13 protein-coding genes are annotated in these 17,412 nt (G+C 65.6%); 7 read left to right on the forward strand and 6 right to left on the reverse strand.

From position 1 onward, the window contains the following. Nucleotides 1-40: 40 nt before the first annotated feature. From kdgD to ACIPUD_RS34805, 5 genes are all read left to right on the forward strand, one after another. On the forward strand, nucleotides 41-985 hold the full coding sequence (kdgD, locus tag ACIPUD_RS34785; RefSeq protein ID WP_446482453.1) for a 5-dehydro-4-deoxyglucarate dehydratase: 945 nt from the start codon (nucleotides 41-43) through the stop codon (nucleotides 983-985). A 24-nt stretch (nucleotides 986-1,009) separates the two neighbouring features. Then, nucleotides 1,010-2,353 carry a glucarate dehydratase gene (gudD, locus tag ACIPUD_RS34790; protein ID WP_446482454.1) on the forward strand — a complete coding sequence of 448 codons (1,344 nt, stop codon included), beginning with the start codon at nucleotides 1,010-1,012 and terminating at the stop codon, nucleotides 2,351-2,353. A gap of 17 nt (nucleotides 2,354-2,370) precedes the next feature. After that, nucleotides 2,371-3,819, forward strand: a complete 1,449-nt coding sequence (locus ACIPUD_RS34795; protein WP_446482455.1) for an aldehyde dehydrogenase family protein — start codon at nucleotides 2,371-2,373, stop codon at nucleotides 3,817-3,819. A gap of 129 nt (nucleotides 3,820-3,948) precedes the next feature. Beyond that, complete coding sequence (gene garD / locus ACIPUD_RS34800; protein ID WP_085383954.1) at nucleotides 3,949-5,490, forward strand: galactarate dehydratase; 1,542 nt, start codon at nucleotides 3,949-3,951, stop codon at nucleotides 5,488-5,490. Nucleotides 5,491-5,749: 259 nt separating this feature from the next. Beyond that, the gene (locus ACIPUD_RS34805; RefSeq protein ID WP_027518960.1) at nucleotides 5,750-6,019 is read left to right on the forward strand and encodes a hypothetical protein; all 270 of its coding nucleotides are present in this window, start codon (nucleotides 5,750-5,752) and stop codon (nucleotides 6,017-6,019) included. 55 nt (nucleotides 6,020-6,074) lie between these two features. Here ACIPUD_RS34805 and ACIPUD_RS34810 read toward each other — a convergent pair whose 3' ends face one another. The 3 genes from ACIPUD_RS34810 to ACIPUD_RS34820 all read right to left on the reverse strand — a co-directional run bounded on the left by ACIPUD_RS34810 (nucleotide 6,075) and on the right by ACIPUD_RS34820 (nucleotide 8,558). Next, nucleotides 6,075-6,431: a hypothetical protein gene (locus tag ACIPUD_RS34810; RefSeq protein ID WP_446482456.1), complete on the reverse strand. Its 357-nt coding sequence runs from the start codon at nucleotides 6,429-6,431 to the stop codon at nucleotides 6,075-6,077. Nucleotides 6,432-6,810: 379 nt separating this feature from the next. Beyond that, nucleotides 6,811-7,413 carry a DUF2147 domain-containing protein gene (locus tag ACIPUD_RS34815; protein WP_204511761.1) on the reverse strand — a complete coding sequence of 201 codons (603 nt, stop codon included), beginning with the start codon at nucleotides 7,411-7,413 and terminating at the stop codon, nucleotides 6,811-6,813. 116 nt (nucleotides 7,414-7,529) lie between these two features. After that, nucleotides 7,530-8,558, reverse strand: coding sequence for an NAD(P)/FAD-dependent oxidoreductase (locus tag ACIPUD_RS34820; protein ID WP_446482457.1), 1,029 nt, complete (start codon nucleotides 8,556-8,558; stop codon nucleotides 7,530-7,532). 179 nt (nucleotides 8,559-8,737) lie between these two features. Here ACIPUD_RS34820 and ACIPUD_RS34825 point away from each other — a divergent pair, with 179 nt between their 5' ends. Continuing rightward, nucleotides 8,738-9,205: an acyl-CoA thioesterase gene (locus ACIPUD_RS34825; RefSeq protein WP_446482458.1), complete on the forward strand. Its 468-nt coding sequence runs from the start codon at nucleotides 8,738-8,740 to the stop codon at nucleotides 9,203-9,205. 12 nt (nucleotides 9,206-9,217) lie between these two features. Here the strand turns inward: ACIPUD_RS34825 and ACIPUD_RS34830 are convergent, their stop codons facing one another. Both ACIPUD_RS34830 and ACIPUD_RS34835 read right to left on the reverse strand, forming a co-directional pair. Next, nucleotides 9,218-9,538: a 2Fe-2S iron-sulfur cluster-binding protein gene (locus ACIPUD_RS34830; RefSeq protein ID WP_045008721.1), complete on the reverse strand. Its 321-nt coding sequence runs from the start codon at nucleotides 9,536-9,538 to the stop codon at nucleotides 9,218-9,220. A 165-nt stretch (nucleotides 9,539-9,703) separates the two neighbouring features. Next, nucleotides 9,704-10,048 carry an Hpt domain-containing protein gene (locus ACIPUD_RS34835; RefSeq protein WP_446482459.1) on the reverse strand — a complete coding sequence of 115 codons (345 nt, stop codon included), beginning with the start codon at nucleotides 10,046-10,048 and terminating at the stop codon, nucleotides 9,704-9,706. Between the two features lie 425 nt (nucleotides 10,049-10,473). Between ACIPUD_RS34835 and ACIPUD_RS34840 the strand changes: the two genes are divergently transcribed. Next, nucleotides 10,474-16,314: an apolipoprotein A-IV repeat region-like domain-containing protein gene (locus ACIPUD_RS34840; RefSeq protein ID WP_446482460.1), complete on the forward strand. Its 5,841-nt coding sequence runs from the start codon at nucleotides 10,474-10,476 to the stop codon at nucleotides 16,312-16,314. 204 nt (nucleotides 16,315-16,518) lie between these two features. Here the strand turns inward: ACIPUD_RS34840 and ACIPUD_RS34845 are convergent, their stop codons facing one another. Then, nucleotides 16,519-17,397, reverse strand: coding sequence for an MlaD family protein (locus ACIPUD_RS34845; RefSeq protein WP_085383964.1), 879 nt, complete (start codon nucleotides 17,395-17,397; stop codon nucleotides 16,519-16,521). Nucleotides 17,398-17,412: the final 15 nt, after the last annotated feature.

Here is a 17,412-nt window from a genome sequence, read left to right on the forward strand (position 1 = left end):
CTTTGCGTCCTCCACAACACGAGACCAGGGAGCAGCGCCCATGAGCAAGATGACCCCGCAGGAAATGGCCCAGAAGATCGGATCCGGCCTCCTCTCCTTCCCCGTCACGCCGTTCAAGGCGGATTACTCCTTCGACGAGGCGACCTACCGCGCCAACATGGACTGGCTGTGCGGCTATGACGTCGCAGGCCTGTTCGCCGCAGGCGGCACCGGCGAGTTCTTCTCGCTGACGGCGGCCGAGGTTCCGCAGGTCGTCAAGATCGCCGTGGATGAGACCAAGGGCCGCGTGCCCGTGCTCGCCGGCACCGGCTACGGCACCGCCACCGCGCGCGAGATCGCGATCGGCGCGGAGAAGGCGGGCGCCGACGGCTTGTTGCTGCTGCCTCCCTATCTCACCCATGCCGAGCAGGACGGCCTTGCTGCCCATGTGGAAGCGATCTGCGCCTCCGTGAAGATCGGCGTCATCGTCTACAACCGCGACAACGCCATCCTCCAGCCCGATACGCTCGCCCGCCTCGCCGAACGCTGCCCGAACCTCGTCGGCTACAAGGACGGCATCGGCGACATCGAGCTGATGACGCGCATCTACACCAAGCTCGGCGACCGCCTGACCTATATCGGCGGCCTGCCGACCGCTGAGACCTTCGCGCTGCCCTATCTCGACATGGGCGTGACCACCTACTCCTCGGCGGTATTCAACTTCGTTCCGGAATTCGCCACCAACTTCTACGCCGCCGTGCGCAAGCGCGACCACGCGACGATCCACGCCGGCCTGAAGGACTTCATCCTGCCGTTGATCGCGATCCGCAACCGCAAGAAGGGCTATGCCGTCTCGATCATCAAGGCCGGCATGAAGGTGATCGGCCGCGATTCCGGCCCGGTCCGCCCGCCGCTGACCGACCTCACCGAGCAGGAGATCGCGGAGGTCACGGCGCTGGTGAAGAATCTGCCCGCCATCCGATCGTCACAACAGGCTGCAGAATAACAACAACACAGGGAGGAGCCTGCGATGGCCAACACCGAGATCACTGGCGCACCGGTCGTCACCGCGATGCAGGTGATCCCGGTCGCAGGCCGTGACAGCATGCTCCTCAATTTGAGCGGCGCGCATGCGCCGTTCTTCACCCGCAACATCGTCATCCTCACCGACAATGCCGGTCACACCGGCGTGGGCGAGGTGCCTGGCGGGCAGAAGATCTGGCAGACACTGCAGGACGCCCGTGATCTCGTGATCGGCAAGACCGTCGGCGCGATGAACAACATCCTCGCCGATCTCAGGACCGCCTTCGCCGATCGCGATGCCGGCGGCCGCGGCAAGCAGACTTTTGATCTCCGCGTCATGATCCACGCCGTCACGGCCGTGGAGTCCGCGCTGCTCGATTTGCTCGGCCAGCATCTCAACCTGCCGGTCGCGGCCCTGCTCGGCGAGGGCCAGCAGCGCACCAGCGTCGAGACGCTGGGCTATCTCTTCTTCGTCGGCGACGGCCGCAAATCCAAGCTCGACTATGTCGGCGGCGAGACCGGCAAGGCGGAATGGTTCAACCTCCGCCATCAGGAGGCGATGACGCCGGAGACCGTGGTGCGGCTCGCGGAAGCCACCCACGACCATTACGGCTTCGCCGATTTCAAGCTCAAGGGCGGCGTGCTGCGCGGCGAGCAGGAGATCGAGGCCGTCACCGCGATCGCCAAGCGCTTTCCGAATGCGCGCGTGACCCTGGATCCGAACGGCGCATGGTCGCTCGACGAGGCCATCAGCCTCTGCAAGGACATGCACGGCATCCTCGCCTATGCCGAGGACCCCTGCGGCGCCGAAGGCGGCTTCTCCGGCCGTGAGATCATGGCCGAGTTCCGCCGCGCAACTGGCCTGCCCACCGCGACCAACATGATCGCGACCGATTGGCGGCAATTGTCCCATGCGCTGCGCCTCGGCGCGGTGGACATTCCGCTGGCCGATCCCCATTTCTGGACCATGCAAGGCTCGGTGCGCGTGGCCCAGACCTGCCGCGACAACGGCCTGACCTGGGGTTCGCACTCCAACAACCATTTCGACATCTCGCTCGCCATGTTCACCCATGTCGGCGCCGCCGCCCCCGGCAAGGTCACCGCGATCGACACACACTGGATCTGGCAGGACGGTCAGGCCCTGACGAAGGAGCCGCTCCAGATCAAGGCCGGCAAGATCGCGGTGCCGGATAGGCCGGGCCTGGGTATCGAAATCGACAGGGCCGCCATCGACGCCGCGCATGACCTCTACAAGCAGCATGGACTCGGCGCCCGCGATGACGCTATTGCCATGCAGGACCTGATCCCCGGCTGGACCTTCGACGACAAGCGTCCTTGCCTGGTTCGTTAAAAACTCTGGAGGAAGCTATGACTGCGATCCTGAAGAACTTCATCGGCGGCGAATGGGTCGATGGCTCCGCCGTCACCAAGAACATCAACCCCTCCAACACCAACGACGTCGTCGGCGAATACGCCAAGGCCGACAAGGCCCAGACCGAGAAGGCGATCGCAGCCGCCAAGGCCGCCTTCCCCGCCTGGGCGCAGTCGACACCGCAGGCGCGCTACGACGCGCTGAACAAGATTTCGCTCGAGATCATCGCCCGTAAGGAAGAGCTCGGCCGCCTGCTCGCCCGCGAGGAAGGCAAGACGCTGCCGGAAGGAATTGGCGAGGTCGCGCGCGCCGGCCAGATCTTCGCATTCTTCGCCGGCGAGGCGCTGCGCATGATCGGCGAGAAGGGCGCTTCCGTCCGTCCCGGCATCGACGTCGAGCTCACCCGTGAGCCGATGGGCGTCGTCGGCATGATCACGCCCTGGAATTTCCCGATCGCGATCCCGGCCTGGAAGATCGCGCCGGCGCTCTGCTACGGCAACACCGTGGTGTTCAAACCTGCCGAACTGGTGCCGGGTTCGGCGCATGCGCTGTCCGAGATCATCACCCGCTCCGGCATCCCGGCCGGCGTGTTCAACCTCGTTGTCGGCTCGGGCTCCGTGGTCGGCCAGACCCTGATCGAGCATCCCGACGTCGCCGCGATCACCTTCACCGGCTCGGTGCAGACGGGGCGCAAGATCGCGCAGGCTTGCGTGACCTCGAGCAACATGAAGAAATTCCAGCTCGAGATGGGCGGCAAGAACCCGCTGGTCGTGCTCGACGACGCCGATCTCAAGACCGCCGTCGAAGTCGCCGTCAACGGCGCCTATTTCTCCACCGGCCAGCGCTGCACGGCGTCCTCGCGCCTGATCGTCACCGAAGGTATTCACGACCGTTTCGTTGCGGCGGTGACCGAGCGCCTGAAAGGCCTCACGGTGGACGACGCGCTCAAGGCCGGCGTGCATATCGGCCCGGTGGTCGACCAGAGCCAGCTCGACCAGGACCTGCGCTACATCAAGATCGGCCAGGACGAGGGTGCCAAGCTCGCCTGGGGCGGCGAGTTGCTCAAGCGCGAAACGCCCGGCCACTACCTCCAGCCGGCGCTGTTCACGGAGGCCAACAACAACATGCGCATTTCGCGCGAGGAGGTCTTTGGCCCGGTCGCCGCCGTCATTCGCGCCAAGGACTACGAGGAGGCGCTCGCGATCTCCAACGACACCGAGTTCGGCCTTGCCTCCGGCATCTGCACCAGCAGCCTGAAATACGCCTCGCACTACAAGCGCAACAGCGAGTCCGGCATGGTGATGGTCAATCTGCCGACGGCCGGCGTCGACTATCACGTGCCGTTCGGTGGCCGGAAGGGTTCCAGCTACGGCGCCCGCGAACAGGGCTCCTATGCCCGCGAGTTCTACACGACGGTGAAGACCGCCTATACCTATCCCGGCTAACCACGGGCAAGATATCGTAGGGTGGGCAAAGCGAAGCGCGCCCACCGCTTACGTTCGGCACGAAGCATGGTGGGCACGGCGCTTTGCGCCTTTGCCCACCCTACGACTTGAGTTTCCGAGGTAAAGCAGATGGACCAGTCAGTCGCAGCGAAAGAGCAGCCTCGCTACATCAAGCTCAACGAGCGCGACAACGTCGCGATCGTTGTCAATGATTTCGGGCTTCCCGCCGGCTCCCGCTTCGCCAGCGGGCTGACGCTGCGCGCCTTCGTGCCGCAGGGACACAAGACGGCGCTGGTCGACATCCCGCAGGACGCCCCGATCATCCGCTATGGCGAGGTGATCGGCCATGCGCTCGCGCCGATCCTGGCCGGCGAATGGGTGGACGAAGCGCGCATCCGTATGCCGGAGGCCCCTGCCCTCGACAAGCTGGAAATCTCCACCGCCGTTCCCGCGCCGCTGCCGCCGCTCGAAGGTTTCACGTTCGAAGGCTTTCGCAATTCCGACGGCTCGGTCGGCACCAAGAACATCCTCGGCATCTCCTCCTCGGTGCAATGCGTCAAGGGCACGATGGAATATGCGGTGAAGCGCATCCGCGCCGAGCTGCTGCCGAAATATCCGAATGTCGACGACGTCGTGCCGCTGACGCATGCCTATGGCTGTGGCGTCGCCATCAACGCGCCTGATGCCGTGATTCCGATCCGCACGCTGCAAAACATCGCACAGAACCCGAATTTCGGCGGCGAGATCCTTGTCATCAGCCTCGGCTGCGAGAAGCTTGCGCCCGAGCGTCTGGTGCCGGAAGGCGTCAGCAATGCCATCGTGCGCATGCAGGACGAAGCCTTCGACGGCTTTGGCGCCATCGTCGAGGCAATCATGACCCAGGCAGAGGCCCGCCTCAAGATTCTCAACAAGCGCACCCGCGAGACCTGCCCGGCCGCCGATCTCGTCATCGGCCTGCAATGCGGTGGCAGCGACGCGTTCTCCGGCGTCACCGCGAACCCTGCGGTCGGCTTCGCCGCCGACCTGCTGGTGCGCGCCGGCGCCACCGTGATGTTCTCGGAAGTCACCGAAGTGCGCGACGCGATCCAGTTGCTCACGCGGCGCGCCATCAACGAGGACGTCGGCCGCGCGCTGGTCCGCGAGATGGCCTGGTACGATTCCTATCTGGCCCGTGGCGGCGCGGACCGCAGCGCCAACACCACGCCCGGCAACAAGAAGGGCGGCCTCGCCAACATCGTCGAGAAGTCGCTCGGCTCGATCGTCAAGTCCGGATCAAGCGCGATCACCGGCGTCCTCTCGCCCGGCGAGAAGGCGACGCAGAAGGGCATGCTGTTTGCGGCAACGCCGGCGTCCGACTTCATCTGCGGCACGCTCCAGCTCGCCTCCGGCATGACGCTGCAGGTGTTCACAACGGGCCGCGGCACGCCTTACGGCCTTGCGGCTGCGCCCGTGATCAAGGTCGCGACCCGCAGCGAGCTGGCGCGACGCTGGAAGGACCTGATCGATTTCGATGCCGGCGGGATCGCCACCGGCGAGAAGACCATCGAGGAAACCGGCTGGGACCTGTTCCGCCTGATCCTCGACGTCGCCAGCGGCCGCACCAAGCCCTGGTCGGATCGTTGGGGCATCCACAACGATTTGACGCTGTTCAATCCGGCGCCGGTGACCTGAGCGCCGCGCGCGGACGCTGCCTCGCCGCGTGGATGCATTGGTGCCGTTTCGGGACGTGGGGCACCGACGCGTCACCGCGCGACCACTCCCGCGAAACCGTCCGGAAACATTGGCGCTGAAAACTTCCTTCGCGCTTCGTCGCTCGACATCACGCAATCAAACAGATCAGCGACCGCGATCGAATGTTCGCATACGAGCGAACCTGTTGCGGCATCGCCGCGACCTAACCTCCGATTGCCACTTCTCACGGAGATTCCCAATGCGCGTTCTTTCGATGATTGCCGTTGCCGCAGCGATGATTGCCAACTCGTCAGGCGCGTTCGCCGGCGAGCTTCCCTCTTACGAAGTGACGTCGTTTCCGATCTCGGCGACGCAAGTCCAGGTGCTCGGCGGCGCGGGCGTCGAGGAGCAGTCGACTGCGCCCGCGATGATCGTCGCCGGCATGCCCGCCTCGCCCGCGCAGATGTCGGTGCTGTCGCCACGCGTGAAGCGGCTTGCGAGCGTCAGCGCGAACAACGAGGCGCGCTAAGCCTCGACGCCATTCCGGGTTCGACGCTGCGCGTCGCCCGGGATGACGTTTCACTCTACGTCATGCTGCCCGGCATGAAGCAGCGCACCCGCGGATGGCCGTCGATATAGTGCTTCCACACCATGGTGCGGCCGATCTTGTTCGGCTCGGTGATGACGGCGCCGTCGGGCACGATCACCCATTCGCCGTCGAGATGCACGCGATAACGGCCCTTATCGGATTCCCAGTCCACGTCGGCGACCATATAGCCGTCGGCATCCGAGCAGCATTGGCCGTATTCGCTGTGCAGGCTCTCGAACCAGGGTTTTAATGGCGAGTTGGCGTAGCGCCCGTCGTCGCGCGCCATCATTGGGGCCGTCAGCAGCACCGTCAGGACCAGCAGCATGGCGGCACACGATATTGCACGTCTCATGTCGTCTCCGCGGATCGAGATCATCGCCGCGGGGCGATAACTGCCGTCCGCCTTCCGCGACTCGGCGAAGGCGTCAAGGACGGCGACTCATCCCCCAACAGCTTTGCGGATAGCTATGCAAATCCGGCGCCACCGCGCATTCCGGGGAACGACTGGCGCGCGTCCGGCACGCATTGGTCTTTCGACGGGTATGACCGCTGCTCGCGCGCCAAGTTCTCCGCTGTCTCAGCCGGCCGCATGCGCGATTGCGCACGGGGTCCACGGACACCGCGCAAGAACACCGAGAGGCTCCGGCGTACTGGAGTCCCCGCCTTCGCGGGCAATGACGGCGGTGTGTGGAGCTACGGAAGTTCAGGCGGCACAGCGCGTGACGTAGACCCTACTGCTTCGGCACCGGCGCCATCATCGCGCCGCCCTTCTTCGCCGCGGGCACGGGCACGGGCTTGGTCGCGGCGGTTGCTTGCGCCGGGAGATATTTCGCGACGATGGCGGGATCGACCTGCGCGATGTTGGCGTCGGGAAGACGCGTCCAGGTCTCGTCCTTGCCGAACAGGGAGATGCCGAGGAAACCGCGCATCGTCAGCGTCTGCCCATCCGGGCTGACCGTCATCTTGGCCTTCCAGATGTTGCCGTCGCGAGGATTGACCACGTTGCCGCCGTCATATTTCAGGCCGTCGCGCTTCATGTCGCGGATGAAGGAGAGCCCAAGCACCGGCGCGTTCTTGCGATCGTCCGTGCATTTCGCGCAGACCTCGTTCGGGTCGTCGCCGGGCCGCGGGAAGGTTTTTGCGATGACGCCTTCGAACACACCGTTGTGGTCAATGAAGAGAAACCATCCCACCGTCTTGCCGTCTTCGACCTTCTGCCAGAGGCCTGCGGCGGTCGGCTGCTGCACTTGCGCCACAACCGGGCTCACCGCACCGAGCGTCATCGCGAGCGCGAGGAGCGAGAACAGCCGAAAGCTGGAAAAGAGAGTCCGCATTATCATCACCTTGCTGAGCCAATCGCCTTGCTAAGCCGCCAACTGCAATGGCCGCAGACTACGGCGATTTCGCGAACTGTTCCAGCACCAGAAACATGGGGCATCGCCCGCCGCCATCAGTTGACGCCGAGCTTCTTTTGCAGGCTGGAGGACGACGTCGTGTACTGGAACACGAGCCGCTTCTCCGGATAGACGTAGCGATGGGCTTTTTGCGACATCAGCGCGCCCTCGTGGAAGCCGCACAGGATCAGCTTGATCTTGCCGGGATAGGTGTTGATGTCGCCGATCGCGAAGATGCCTGGCACGTTGGTCTCGAACGCGGATGTCTCGACCGGCACCAGATTGTTCTCCAGCGCGATGCCCCAGTTCGCGACCGGACCGAGCTTCATGGTCAGCCCGAAGAACGGCAGCATGGTGTCGCAGGTGATTTCGTTCACGCTGTTGTCGTTGCCCTTCACGGTGGCGCCGCTCAGCTTGCCCTCGTTGCCTGACAGCGCGGTGACCTGGCCGAGCCGCAGATCCATCTTGCCGGCAGCGACCAGCGCGCGCATCTGCTCGACGCTGTGGGGGGCGGCGCGAAAATCGTCGCGACGGTGCAAGAGCGTGATGCGCTTGGCGATCGGATGCAGATTGAGCGTCCAATCGAGCGCGGAATCGCCGCCGCCCACGATCAGCACGTTCTTGTCGCGGAACGTCTCCATCTTGCGCACGGCGTAGTGCACCGAGCTTCCTTCATAGGCTTCGATCCCCGGCACCGGTGGACGCTTGGGCTGGAACGAGCCGCCGCCGGCAGCGATCACCAGCACCTTGCATTCGAACACCTTGCCGGCGTCCGTGGTGCAGCGGAACAGCGGATCGCCGATTTTCTCGACGGTCTCGATCATCTCGCCGAGATGGAAGGTCGGATGGAACGGCTTGATCTGCTCCATCAGCGCCTCGGTGAGGCCCTGCCCCGAAACCTGCGGAATGCCGGGAATGTCGTAGATCGGCTTTTCCGGATAGAGTTCTGCGCACTGGCCGCCGACCTTGTCGAGGATGTCGACGAAATGCGTCTTCATGTCGAGAAGGCCCAGCTCGAAGGCGGCGAACAGACCGCAGGGGCCGGCACCAATAATCAGCACATCGGTTTTGATCGCGTCGCTCATGTCGTCTCTTTATCGGTCGTCGGTGGGACGGCGCCCTTCGGGCCGAGGTGACCCTGCCTGTCTAGCCAACGGGGATGGATCAGGGAAGGCATAAAAGCGGGAGCGCCCCGCGGCCGCGCCCACTTGCCGGGTCAGGATAACTGGGCTGTAACCAGCAACGATATGACGGAGATCAATCGGTGAACGCACCAAGTCGCCTCGATACGACGCCGCGCCTGGAGGACTACCCTTTTTGCCTCAGCGACAATGTCCGCTTCGGCGATCTCGACCCTAACCAGCACGTCAACAACGCGGTCTACGCCACCTATTTCGAGACCGGCCGTGTCACGCTGATGAAGCTCCCGGAATACGGCCTGACGCCGCCCGGACTTGCCTGGATCATGGTGCGGCTCGACATCCATTTTCGCGCGGAGCTGCATTGGCCGAACACGATCGAGCTCGGTCTCGGCGTCGTGAAGCTGGGACGAACGTCGGTAACGTTCGAGCAGGTGGTGTTTTCGGAAGGGAAGTGCATTGCATCGGCGACATCGGTCGCCGTGATGATCGACGAAGCGTCGCGCCGGCCGACGCCACTGATCGCGGAAGTGCTTGAGAAGCTCAGCCCCTGGCACAAGCGCGGCATCCAGGTCGCGCCGCCGAGCACATGATAGCTAACAGAGTTAGGCCTGGCGTTCCGGCGTCGCCACCACCAGGCCGTCGAGCTCGTCGGAGACCTTGATCTGGCAGGACAGGCGCGAGTTCGGGCGCACGTCGAAGCCGAAATCGAGCATGTCCTCTTCCATCGGCGTCGGGCTGCCGACCTTCTCGCGCCACGCTTCGTCGACATAGACATGGCAGGTGGCGCAGGCGCAGGCGCCGCCGCATTCGGCCTCGATGCCGGGAATGCTGTTGCGGATGGCGGCTTCCATCACAGTCGCGCCGTTCTCGACGTCCACCGTACGGGTTTCGCCCTTGTGATCGACAAAGTGGATTTTGGCCATGTGTGCTCGTGCTGCCGCGATCTAGGGAATGAAGGAGGGTCCGGGCTGTCCTATAACGGGTCGGTCAGCTCGGCGCCATAGCGTTTTGATGAAGTCGCGAATACCGCTTCGCGGGAAGAAGACCCGTCAAAACAAAAGACTACAGCACGGTTCTGGCCTGTCGGCTTAAGGATTCAGGATCGCCTCGATGGCGGCGCGAGCCTCGGTCACCGCCTCTTTCAGTGCGGCGAAGGCGTGAGGCCGGCCCTGGCCGGTCTGGATCGCGGTCTCCAGGCTGGCTGCGGCGTCCGCCACCGCAAAGGCGCCGATCCCGCGCGCCGAGCCCTTGAGCTTGTGGGCGAGTGCGCCGGCCTCGGCCGGCAGCGCTGCCATCGCCGCGATCAGGCGCACCGCCTGCTCGGCAAACATCGCCAGCACTTCCTGCTCCAGCTCGGAATCGCCGAGCGTCATGCGGGAGAGATGATCGAGGTCGAGCGGGCTGTCGGTGGGTGCAAGCGGGGGCGAGGGCATCCAGTCCATCCGTTGCAGTTCAGGTATCATGGCGCAGGCCCCGGCATCGCGCGATGTCCGCCAGTCCGGCGGTCAAGTTCCCTTACCCAAGCATAGAAATGGTTAACGAAATGTTCCGGCCGTTTTGCGCAAATCTGCCTGTTTATTGACGAAAAGTTGCCGCAATCCGGCGAGTCCGGTGGAGAATTCCATTTATTGCTAAGGCCTTACGGCACGATCCTGTTAACGATGATTAAGAATGTCTTAATCGCGGGCATTTCATTCGCGACGCTCTGCCAATAGGATGTTGGAGAAATTGGCGGACAAGCCGTCCGGGTGGGGATGGCTCGGAGATCCGCGCAAGCGGCATGATCCGGACTGTGGGCTTGCGTAGCGCGCAGAGCTCGCGGGGGGACGCGTACAAGTAACGAGGGCTCGGACTGAACATGGCAAACACTCCGAAAAAGGTCAAAGACCCCACAGAAGATGCGCTTTCTGCAATCCAGGAAGCCCTGAACATCAGCGACACGGCCGCGGACACCAGCCGCAACGCCTCGATGCGCAGCGAAACGTCGCCCCCGGTCGAGCCACCGGCTCCCCCGATGTTCGACGAACCGAGCTTCGACGCGCGCCCTGCCGCGAACGAACGTGCGATGTTCGACCAGATCGAGGAGCCGCGCTCCTCGCGCCGCGCCGCCAATGACGACCGTGCGACCATCGGCCAGCTCTTGCAGACGTTGCAGACGGGACGCCCGACCCGCAACATCTACACCGGCGCGACAATCTTCACCGTCATCTGGCTGGCGGCCTGCGCCGCGCTGACAGTCGGCTTCCTGCCTTCGATCCAGGCGGCGATGGGCCAGAGCGGCGGCGTGTTGGCCATTGCCGGCCTCGTCACGATGTTCTTCGCGCCGATCATGCTGTTCTTCTTCCTGGCGAGCCTCGTCTGGCGCGGCCAGCAAATGAGCTCGGTCGCGCAGGCTATGGCCCAAGTTGCGATCCGCTTCTCCGAGCCGGAAGGCTCGGCTTCGGATTCCATGGTGACCGTCGGCCAGGCCATCCGCCGCGAGGTTGCGGCGATGGGCGACGGCATCGAGCGCGCCATCGCGCGCGCCGGCGAACTCGAGACGCTGGTCGCCAACGAGGTCGCGGCGCTCGAACGCGCCTATTCCGACAACGAAGTGCGCATCCGCGCCCTGCTCCAGGACATCGCGCATCAGCGCGACAATCTGGTCGGCCAGGCCGAGCAGGTCCGCAGCGCCATCTCAGGCGTGCAGATCGATTTGCGCCATGACATCGCCCTGATCTCGGACGCGATCGCCTCGCGCGTCGACGAGGTCGCCAAGTCCATCACCGGCGCACTCGAAGAGCGCGGCGCCCACATCACCGGTGCGCTCAGCAACGCCGGCGACAACATGATTCTCGCGCTCGGCGAGCGCGGCGGCGACCTGCTCGACCGCCTCGAGGAGGCCAGCAACGAGACCACGCGCGCCGTGCTCGACGCCAGCGAGCGGCTGACCACCAGCCTCAATTTCAAGACCGGCCACGTTCACGACGAGTTCGTCGATCTCGCCGACCGCGTCCACGAAATGCTCAACGAGCGCATCGACCGCATCACGGGCGAGTTCGAGCAGCGCTCCGCCGCGATCGTCGACGGCATCTCCGAGCGCACCGAGCAGGTGCACGACAGCCTGAAGAATTCTTCGGACTCGCTGCTGCTCGAGCTCGAGCTGCGCTCCAACGACCTCTCCGCCAAGATCGACGACGCCGGCAACCGCCTCGCCGGCCAGATCATGACCTCCGGCGACAAGGCGAGCGAAGCACTCGACGCCACCGTCAACACGCTGGTCGCCAAGGTCGTCAGCCAGACCGAGACCGCGCATGACTCGCTGTCGCTCCAGATGAGCGCCTTCGACGAGCTGGTGAAGAACCAGGGCACCGAGCTGGTCGAGAAGTTCGCCCGCGACTCCGGCACGCTGGGCGCGCTGATCACCCGCCACATCTCCGAGTTCGACCGCACCGTGAAGACCTTCGGCGGCGAGATCGTCGATCGGATGGGCCAGCGCACGCAGGACATCCATGAGTCGCTGAAGACCTATGTCGATAATTTCGACACCCGCTTCACCGCCAATGGCGGCGCGATCACGGCTGTGCTCGACCAGCGCCTGGTGCAGTTCGAGTCCACGATCGGCGAACGTGTCAGCAACCTCGATGCCTCGCTGAACGGCAAGATCTCGAGCCTCGACTCCACGATCGACGGTCACATCAAGACCTTCGACGAACAGCTCGTCGGCCGCGTCGCCGCGCTCGAACAGTCGTTCGATACCCGTGCGAAGTCGGTCACCGAGACAATCGACGGTCGGCTCAACAACCTCGCCTCGTCGCTGACCGACGGCGCCGCGCAGGCGATCCAGTCGATCGACTCCCGCCTCACCCACCTCACGACGTCGCTGACCGACGGCGCGTCTCAGGCTGTCGAGACCATCGACAACCGCCTCAACCACCTCGCGACCTCGCTGACCGATGGCGCGTCGCAGACCATCCAGACGATCGACACGCGCCTCACGCATCTGACGACCACCCTCACCGGGGGCGCGTCGCAGGCGCTCGAATCCATCGACACGCGCCTCACCTACCTGACCAGCGCGGTGACGAACGGCGCCTCGCAGGCCGTGCAGTCGATCGATTCCCGCCTCACCCTGCTGACCTCGACACTCACGGACGGCACCGCGCAGGCGATCGAGGCGGTCGATCGCCGCATCACCGGCGTCGCCGAGATCATCGATGGCCGCAGCATGCACCTGACCGACACGGTCACGGCGCGCTTCCAGGACATCCAGCAGGCCATCGAGACCAAGGTCGGTGCGGTCGCCAGCGACATCGACGTGCGCGTGGCGCAGTTCGAGGACCTGCTCGGCTCGCGCGTCGAGGCCGTCGCCGGCCGCATCGAGAGCAGCGGACGCCAGGCCAGCGACGACATGATGTCCCGCGCCGAGATGATCTCGACCGCGATTCGCTCGCATGTCGAGGACGCCGAGCGCTCGCTCACCAACCTCGTGGTCAACACCAGCGAGACCATCCAGACCGGTGCGCGCACCGCGCAGCAGTCGCTGATGACGGTCTCCTCCGACGTCAACGCCCAGCTCAAGATGACCTCCGCCGAGGTCGAGCGTGCGCTGACCGCCGTCGGCACCGGTGCCGCGAACTCGATCCTGACCAGCGCCCGCGAAGCCCAGTCGACCCTGGTCGCCGCGTCGGGCGATGCCTCCAACCAGATCAAGGGGCTCGCGGCCGACGTCGAACGCACGCTGTCGTCGGCAGGCTCGGCGACCGCCGCCTCGATCCTGGCCGGTGCCCGCGAGGTGCAGACCACGCTCGTGACGGCGTCCTCGGATGCGGCCAACCACGTCAAGTCTCTCACCGCCGACGTCGAACGCACGCTGTCGTCGGCAGGCTCGGCGACCGCCGCCTCGATCCTGGCCGGTGCCCGCGAGGTACAGACCACGCTCGTCACGGCGTCCTCGGACGCCGCCAACCACGTCAAGACCCTCACCGCCGACGTGCAGCGCTCGCTGTCGATGGCCGGCACCACCACGGCGGAATCGATCACCGCCGGCGCCCGCGATGCGCAGAGCGCGCTGATCGCGGCCTCGAGCGAGACCGCCAACCAGATCAAGGCGCTGTCCTCGGACGTGCAGCGCTCGCTCTCGATGGCGGGCACCGCGACGGCAGAGACCATCATGACCGGCGCCCGCGAAGCCCAGAGCACGCTCGTCAACGCGTCCTCGGATGCGGCGAGCCAGGTCAAGTCTCTCGCCGCCGAAGTGCATCGCTCGCTCTCGCAGGTCGGCCAGTCGACCGCCGAGACGATCACGACCAGCGCCCGCGATGCCCAGAGCACCCTGCTGGCGGTCTCCGCCGAACAGACCGGCCAGGTTCGTTCGCTGGCGGCCGAGATGCAGCGCGCGCTGGCGACCGCCGGCGGCGCCACCATCGAGGCGCTCACCAGCGGCGTACGCGAGGCCCAGGGCACGCTGATCTCTGCCTCGACGGACGCTGCGAGCCAGATCAAGTCGCTGACCACGGACATCGAGCGCACGCTGACCTCGGTCGGCGCCGACACCGCCTCGACCATCCTCAACAGCGCGCGTGAGGCGCAGACCTCGCTGGTCTCGACCTCGGCGGATGCGGCAAGCCAGATCCGCACGATCTCCAGCGAGATCGAGCGTACGCTGAGCACCGCCACCGCGAACGCGACCAACGACATCCAGACCAGCGCGCTCAACGCCCAGAACGCGTTGATCAACGCCTCCAACGAGGCGAGCTCGCGGGTCAAGTCGAGCTCGGCGGACGTCGAGCGCTCGGTGCTCGCCGCCAGCAGCAGCTTCGGCCAGGCCATGACTGGCAAGACCGACGAGATCGTCACCTACGTGCAGCAGCAGTCCGATCGCCTCGCCAACATGATCGACGCCAAGCGCGGCTCGCTCGTGGACGCGATCGGCTCGAAGACCAGCCAGCTCACGCTCGACATCGACCGCGTCACGTCCGACGCGCTGAAGTCGATCGAGACGCGCGGCCATGCGTTCTCGCAGACCATGATGGGCAACGGCTCCGAGGTGGCGCGGACCATCAACTCGGCGAGCGAGATGGCGACCGGTGCCGTCAACAAGTCGCTCAAGGACCTCGAGCAGGCCTCGCGCGCGGCGATCGACCAGTCGCGCCAGGTCTCGATCGCGGCCGTCACCGAGATGCAGGAGACCAGCAAGATCCTGCGCACCGACACGGTCGCCCTGTTCGAGCGCCTGCGCGAAGGCAACATCCTGCTCCAGGAGGTGCTGACCGGTGCGCACGACAACCTCAACTCGCTCGAACGGGCGCTGGTGACGCGCGTCGCCGACTTCGTCTCGGCGATGAACGACGTCACCTCGCGCAACGGCGCTGCGACGCAGAACCTGGAAGACCAGCTCAACGTCTTCAACAGCAAGACCACCCGGGCGCTCCAGGATCTCGGCGAGCTGTCGACCCAGTTCGACGCGCACGGCAAGGCACTGGTCGAGGCCGCGCAGGTGGTGGAACAGAGCAACAAGAACACCACCGCCTCGCTCGCCGAACGCAAGGAGGCGCTGGAATCGCTCGTCACCACGATTGACCTGCGCACGGCCGATCTCGACCAGCGCCTGTCGCGCTTCACCGGCCTGCTCGATGAATCGCTGGCGGCTGCCGAAGAGCGTGCCCGCGACATCGCCCGCGTCGTCGCGGAGACCGCCGGCGCCGGTTCCGCCGCAATCACCCGCCAGTTCGAGGCGGTGCGGTCGGCCTCTGAAGAGGAGCACCGGCAGACCGTCGAGGCCATGCACGACATCTACCGCCAGACCACCGACGAGGCGGATGCGATGTTCAAGCAGTCGACCGAGAAGTTCACCAATCTCGTCTCCAGCATGAAGCAGATGGCCTTCGAGATGCACAACGAGCTCGAAGCCACCCGAAACGAGCTGCGCCGCGGCGTGCTCGAGATGCCGCAGGAGGCCGCCGAGAGCACTGCGCAGATGCGCAAGGTGATCGTCGACCAGATCGAGGCCCTCGCCGAGCTCAACCGCATCGTGGCCCAGCACGGCCGCGGCCTCGACGTCTCCACGACGGGCCGCGCCAGCGTGCAACGCCAGGAAGAGCCGATGCTGGCGGCCGTCGGCGCGCGCAGCACCGAGACGCGCATGCGCGAGAGCGCCAGCGCCTCGACGCTGCCGCCGCCGGACCTCGGCATGCCGGCCTCCTCGCGCCGCACCGAAGCTCCCCCGGTGGCGCCGGCCGGCAATGACCAGGGCCGTGACGGCTGGTTGTCCGACCTGCTTAGCCGCACGGACGCCAACCAGGGCGCGCCCAGCGGACGTGAGCCCCAGCGCGGCCGCCAGGCTGCACCGGCTCCGCAGCCGCAGGCTCCGCAAGGTGGCGGCAATCCGCTGGAATCCTTGTCGCTCGACATCGGCCGGCTGATGGACCGCAACCTAGCCTCCGAGATGTGGGACCGCTACCAGCGCGGCGAGAACAAGGCCTTCACCAAGCGCCTCTACACGCCCGCCGGCCAGAAGGCCTTTGACGAGGTCGCCCGCAAGTATCGATCCGACCGCAACTTCAAGGCCACGGTCGACCGCTATGTCGCTGAGTTCGAACGCCTGCTCGACGAAGTCGCCCGCGACGGCCGCGGCCCGCAGGAGCTGCGCAACCACCTGACCTCGGAGACGGGCCTGGTGTACACGCTGCTCGCTCACGCAGCAGGCCGGCTGGGGTAAGCGATCAGTCGCCAAGACGGATGACGAATGAAAACGGAGGCCTCACGGCCTCCGTTTTGTTTTGGGAACGTCGTTGCGCCTCTACAAACTCGTCATTGCGAGGAGCTCTTGCGACGAAGCATTCCAGACTGCTTCTGCGAGGCAGTCTGGATTGCTTCGCTTCGCTCGCAATGACGAAGGAGAGGGTCGAGGGCAACGCGCCTACTACCGCCTGCGCTCCGGCACGGCGGGTTTCGGCGGCTCGGGCGGCGGCGGCGGAGCGGCTGGCGGCGCGTTGTTGCTGGCGCCGAACAGGACGCGGGTCGGGTTGCGGTCGAAATTGTTGACGGCGCGGCTGATGTCGCCGAGCGTGCGGCGGCCGTCGGTCATCAATGCGCCGGAGCGCTTGTCGAAATCGTCGGCCAGTTCGCGGATCGACTTCACCGCCTGGAACAGCTCGCCGCCGTCCTTGCCGCCGGCGAGCGTGTTGAGGCCGAGCATGAGGCTATCGGCCTTGAGCATCACGCCGTCGACCTTGGCCATCACGCCGTCGATCTTCTCGGAGTTGCGGGCGAGCGAGTTGGTGAAGGTCTCGAGGTTCTTCAGCGAGTTCTTCACCGACTCCTGATTGTCGGCGACGATCTTGTTGATGTTCTGGAGCGTGCCGCGGATCGCCTCGGTGACGTCCTGGAGCTTGTTGGGATCGGCCGTCAGCGTCGGAATGCCGTCCTCGTCCAGCGGCGGCGCTGGCGCCGCCTCTTCGCCGCCCTTGAGCGAGATCGCGGCGACGCCGGTCAGGCCCTGGAATTCGAGGCCGACCAGGGTGTCCTTGCGGATCGGGGCATTGTTCTCGACCATGGCAAGTGCGACAACCCGCCGCGGGTTGTCGAGCTTCACCGAGACCACCTCGCCCACTCGGATACCGTTGAAATTGACGCTGCCGCCGTTGCGCAGGCCCGCGGCCGGGCCCTCGAACACGACGCGCAGGGGGCTGCGCTGCTTGGTGGTGTGCAGCGACTGAAACCACAGCACGAAGCCGATCGCGGCGGCGATCACCGCCAGCGTGAACGACCCGATCAGCACGTAATTTGCGCGCGTTTCCATCAGCTACTCCGGCAC

Source organism: Bradyrhizobium sp. CAR08 (genome assembly GCF_052871955.1).

Coding starts and splice junctions, on each gene's coding strand:
- kdgD (WP_446482453.1), top strand. CDS start 41: ATGAGCAAGATGACCCCGCAGGAAATGGCCCAGAAGATCGGATCCGGC.
- gudD (WP_446482454.1), top strand. CDS start 1,010: ATGGCCAACACCGAGATCACTGGCGCACCGGTCGTCACCGCGATGCAG.
- ACIPUD_RS34795 (WP_446482455.1), top strand. CDS start 2,371: ATGACTGCGATCCTGAAGAACTTCATCGGCGGCGAATGGGTCGATGGC.
- garD (WP_085383954.1), top strand. CDS start 3,949: ATGGACCAGTCAGTCGCAGCGAAAGAGCAGCCTCGCTACATCAAGCTC.
- ACIPUD_RS34805 (WP_027518960.1), top strand. CDS start 5,750: ATGCGCGTTCTTTCGATGATTGCCGTTGCCGCAGCGATGATTGCCAAC.
- ACIPUD_RS34810 (WP_446482456.1), bottom strand. CDS start 6,431: ATGAGACGTGCAATATCGTGTGCCGCCATGCTGCTGGTCCTGACGGTG.
- ACIPUD_RS34815 (WP_204511761.1), bottom strand. CDS start 7,413: ATGCGGACTCTCTTTTCCAGCTTTCGGCTGTTCTCGCTCCTCGCGCTC.
- ACIPUD_RS34820 (WP_446482457.1), bottom strand. CDS start 8,558: ATGAGCGACGCGATCAAAACCGATGTGCTGATTATTGGTGCCGGCCCC.
- ACIPUD_RS34830 (WP_045008721.1), bottom strand. CDS start 9,538: ATGGCCAAAATCCACTTTGTCGATCACAAGGGCGAAACCCGTACGGTG.
- ACIPUD_RS34835 (WP_446482459.1), bottom strand. CDS start 10,048: ATGCCCTCGCCCCCGCTTGCACCCACCGACAGCCCGCTCGACCTCGAT.
- ACIPUD_RS34840 (WP_446482460.1), top strand. CDS start 10,474: ATGGCAAACACTCCGAAAAAGGTCAAAGACCCCACAGAAGATGCGCTT.
- ACIPUD_RS34845 (WP_085383964.1), bottom strand. CDS start 17,397: ATGGAAACGCGCGCAAATTACGTGCTGATCGGGTCGTTCACGCTGGCG.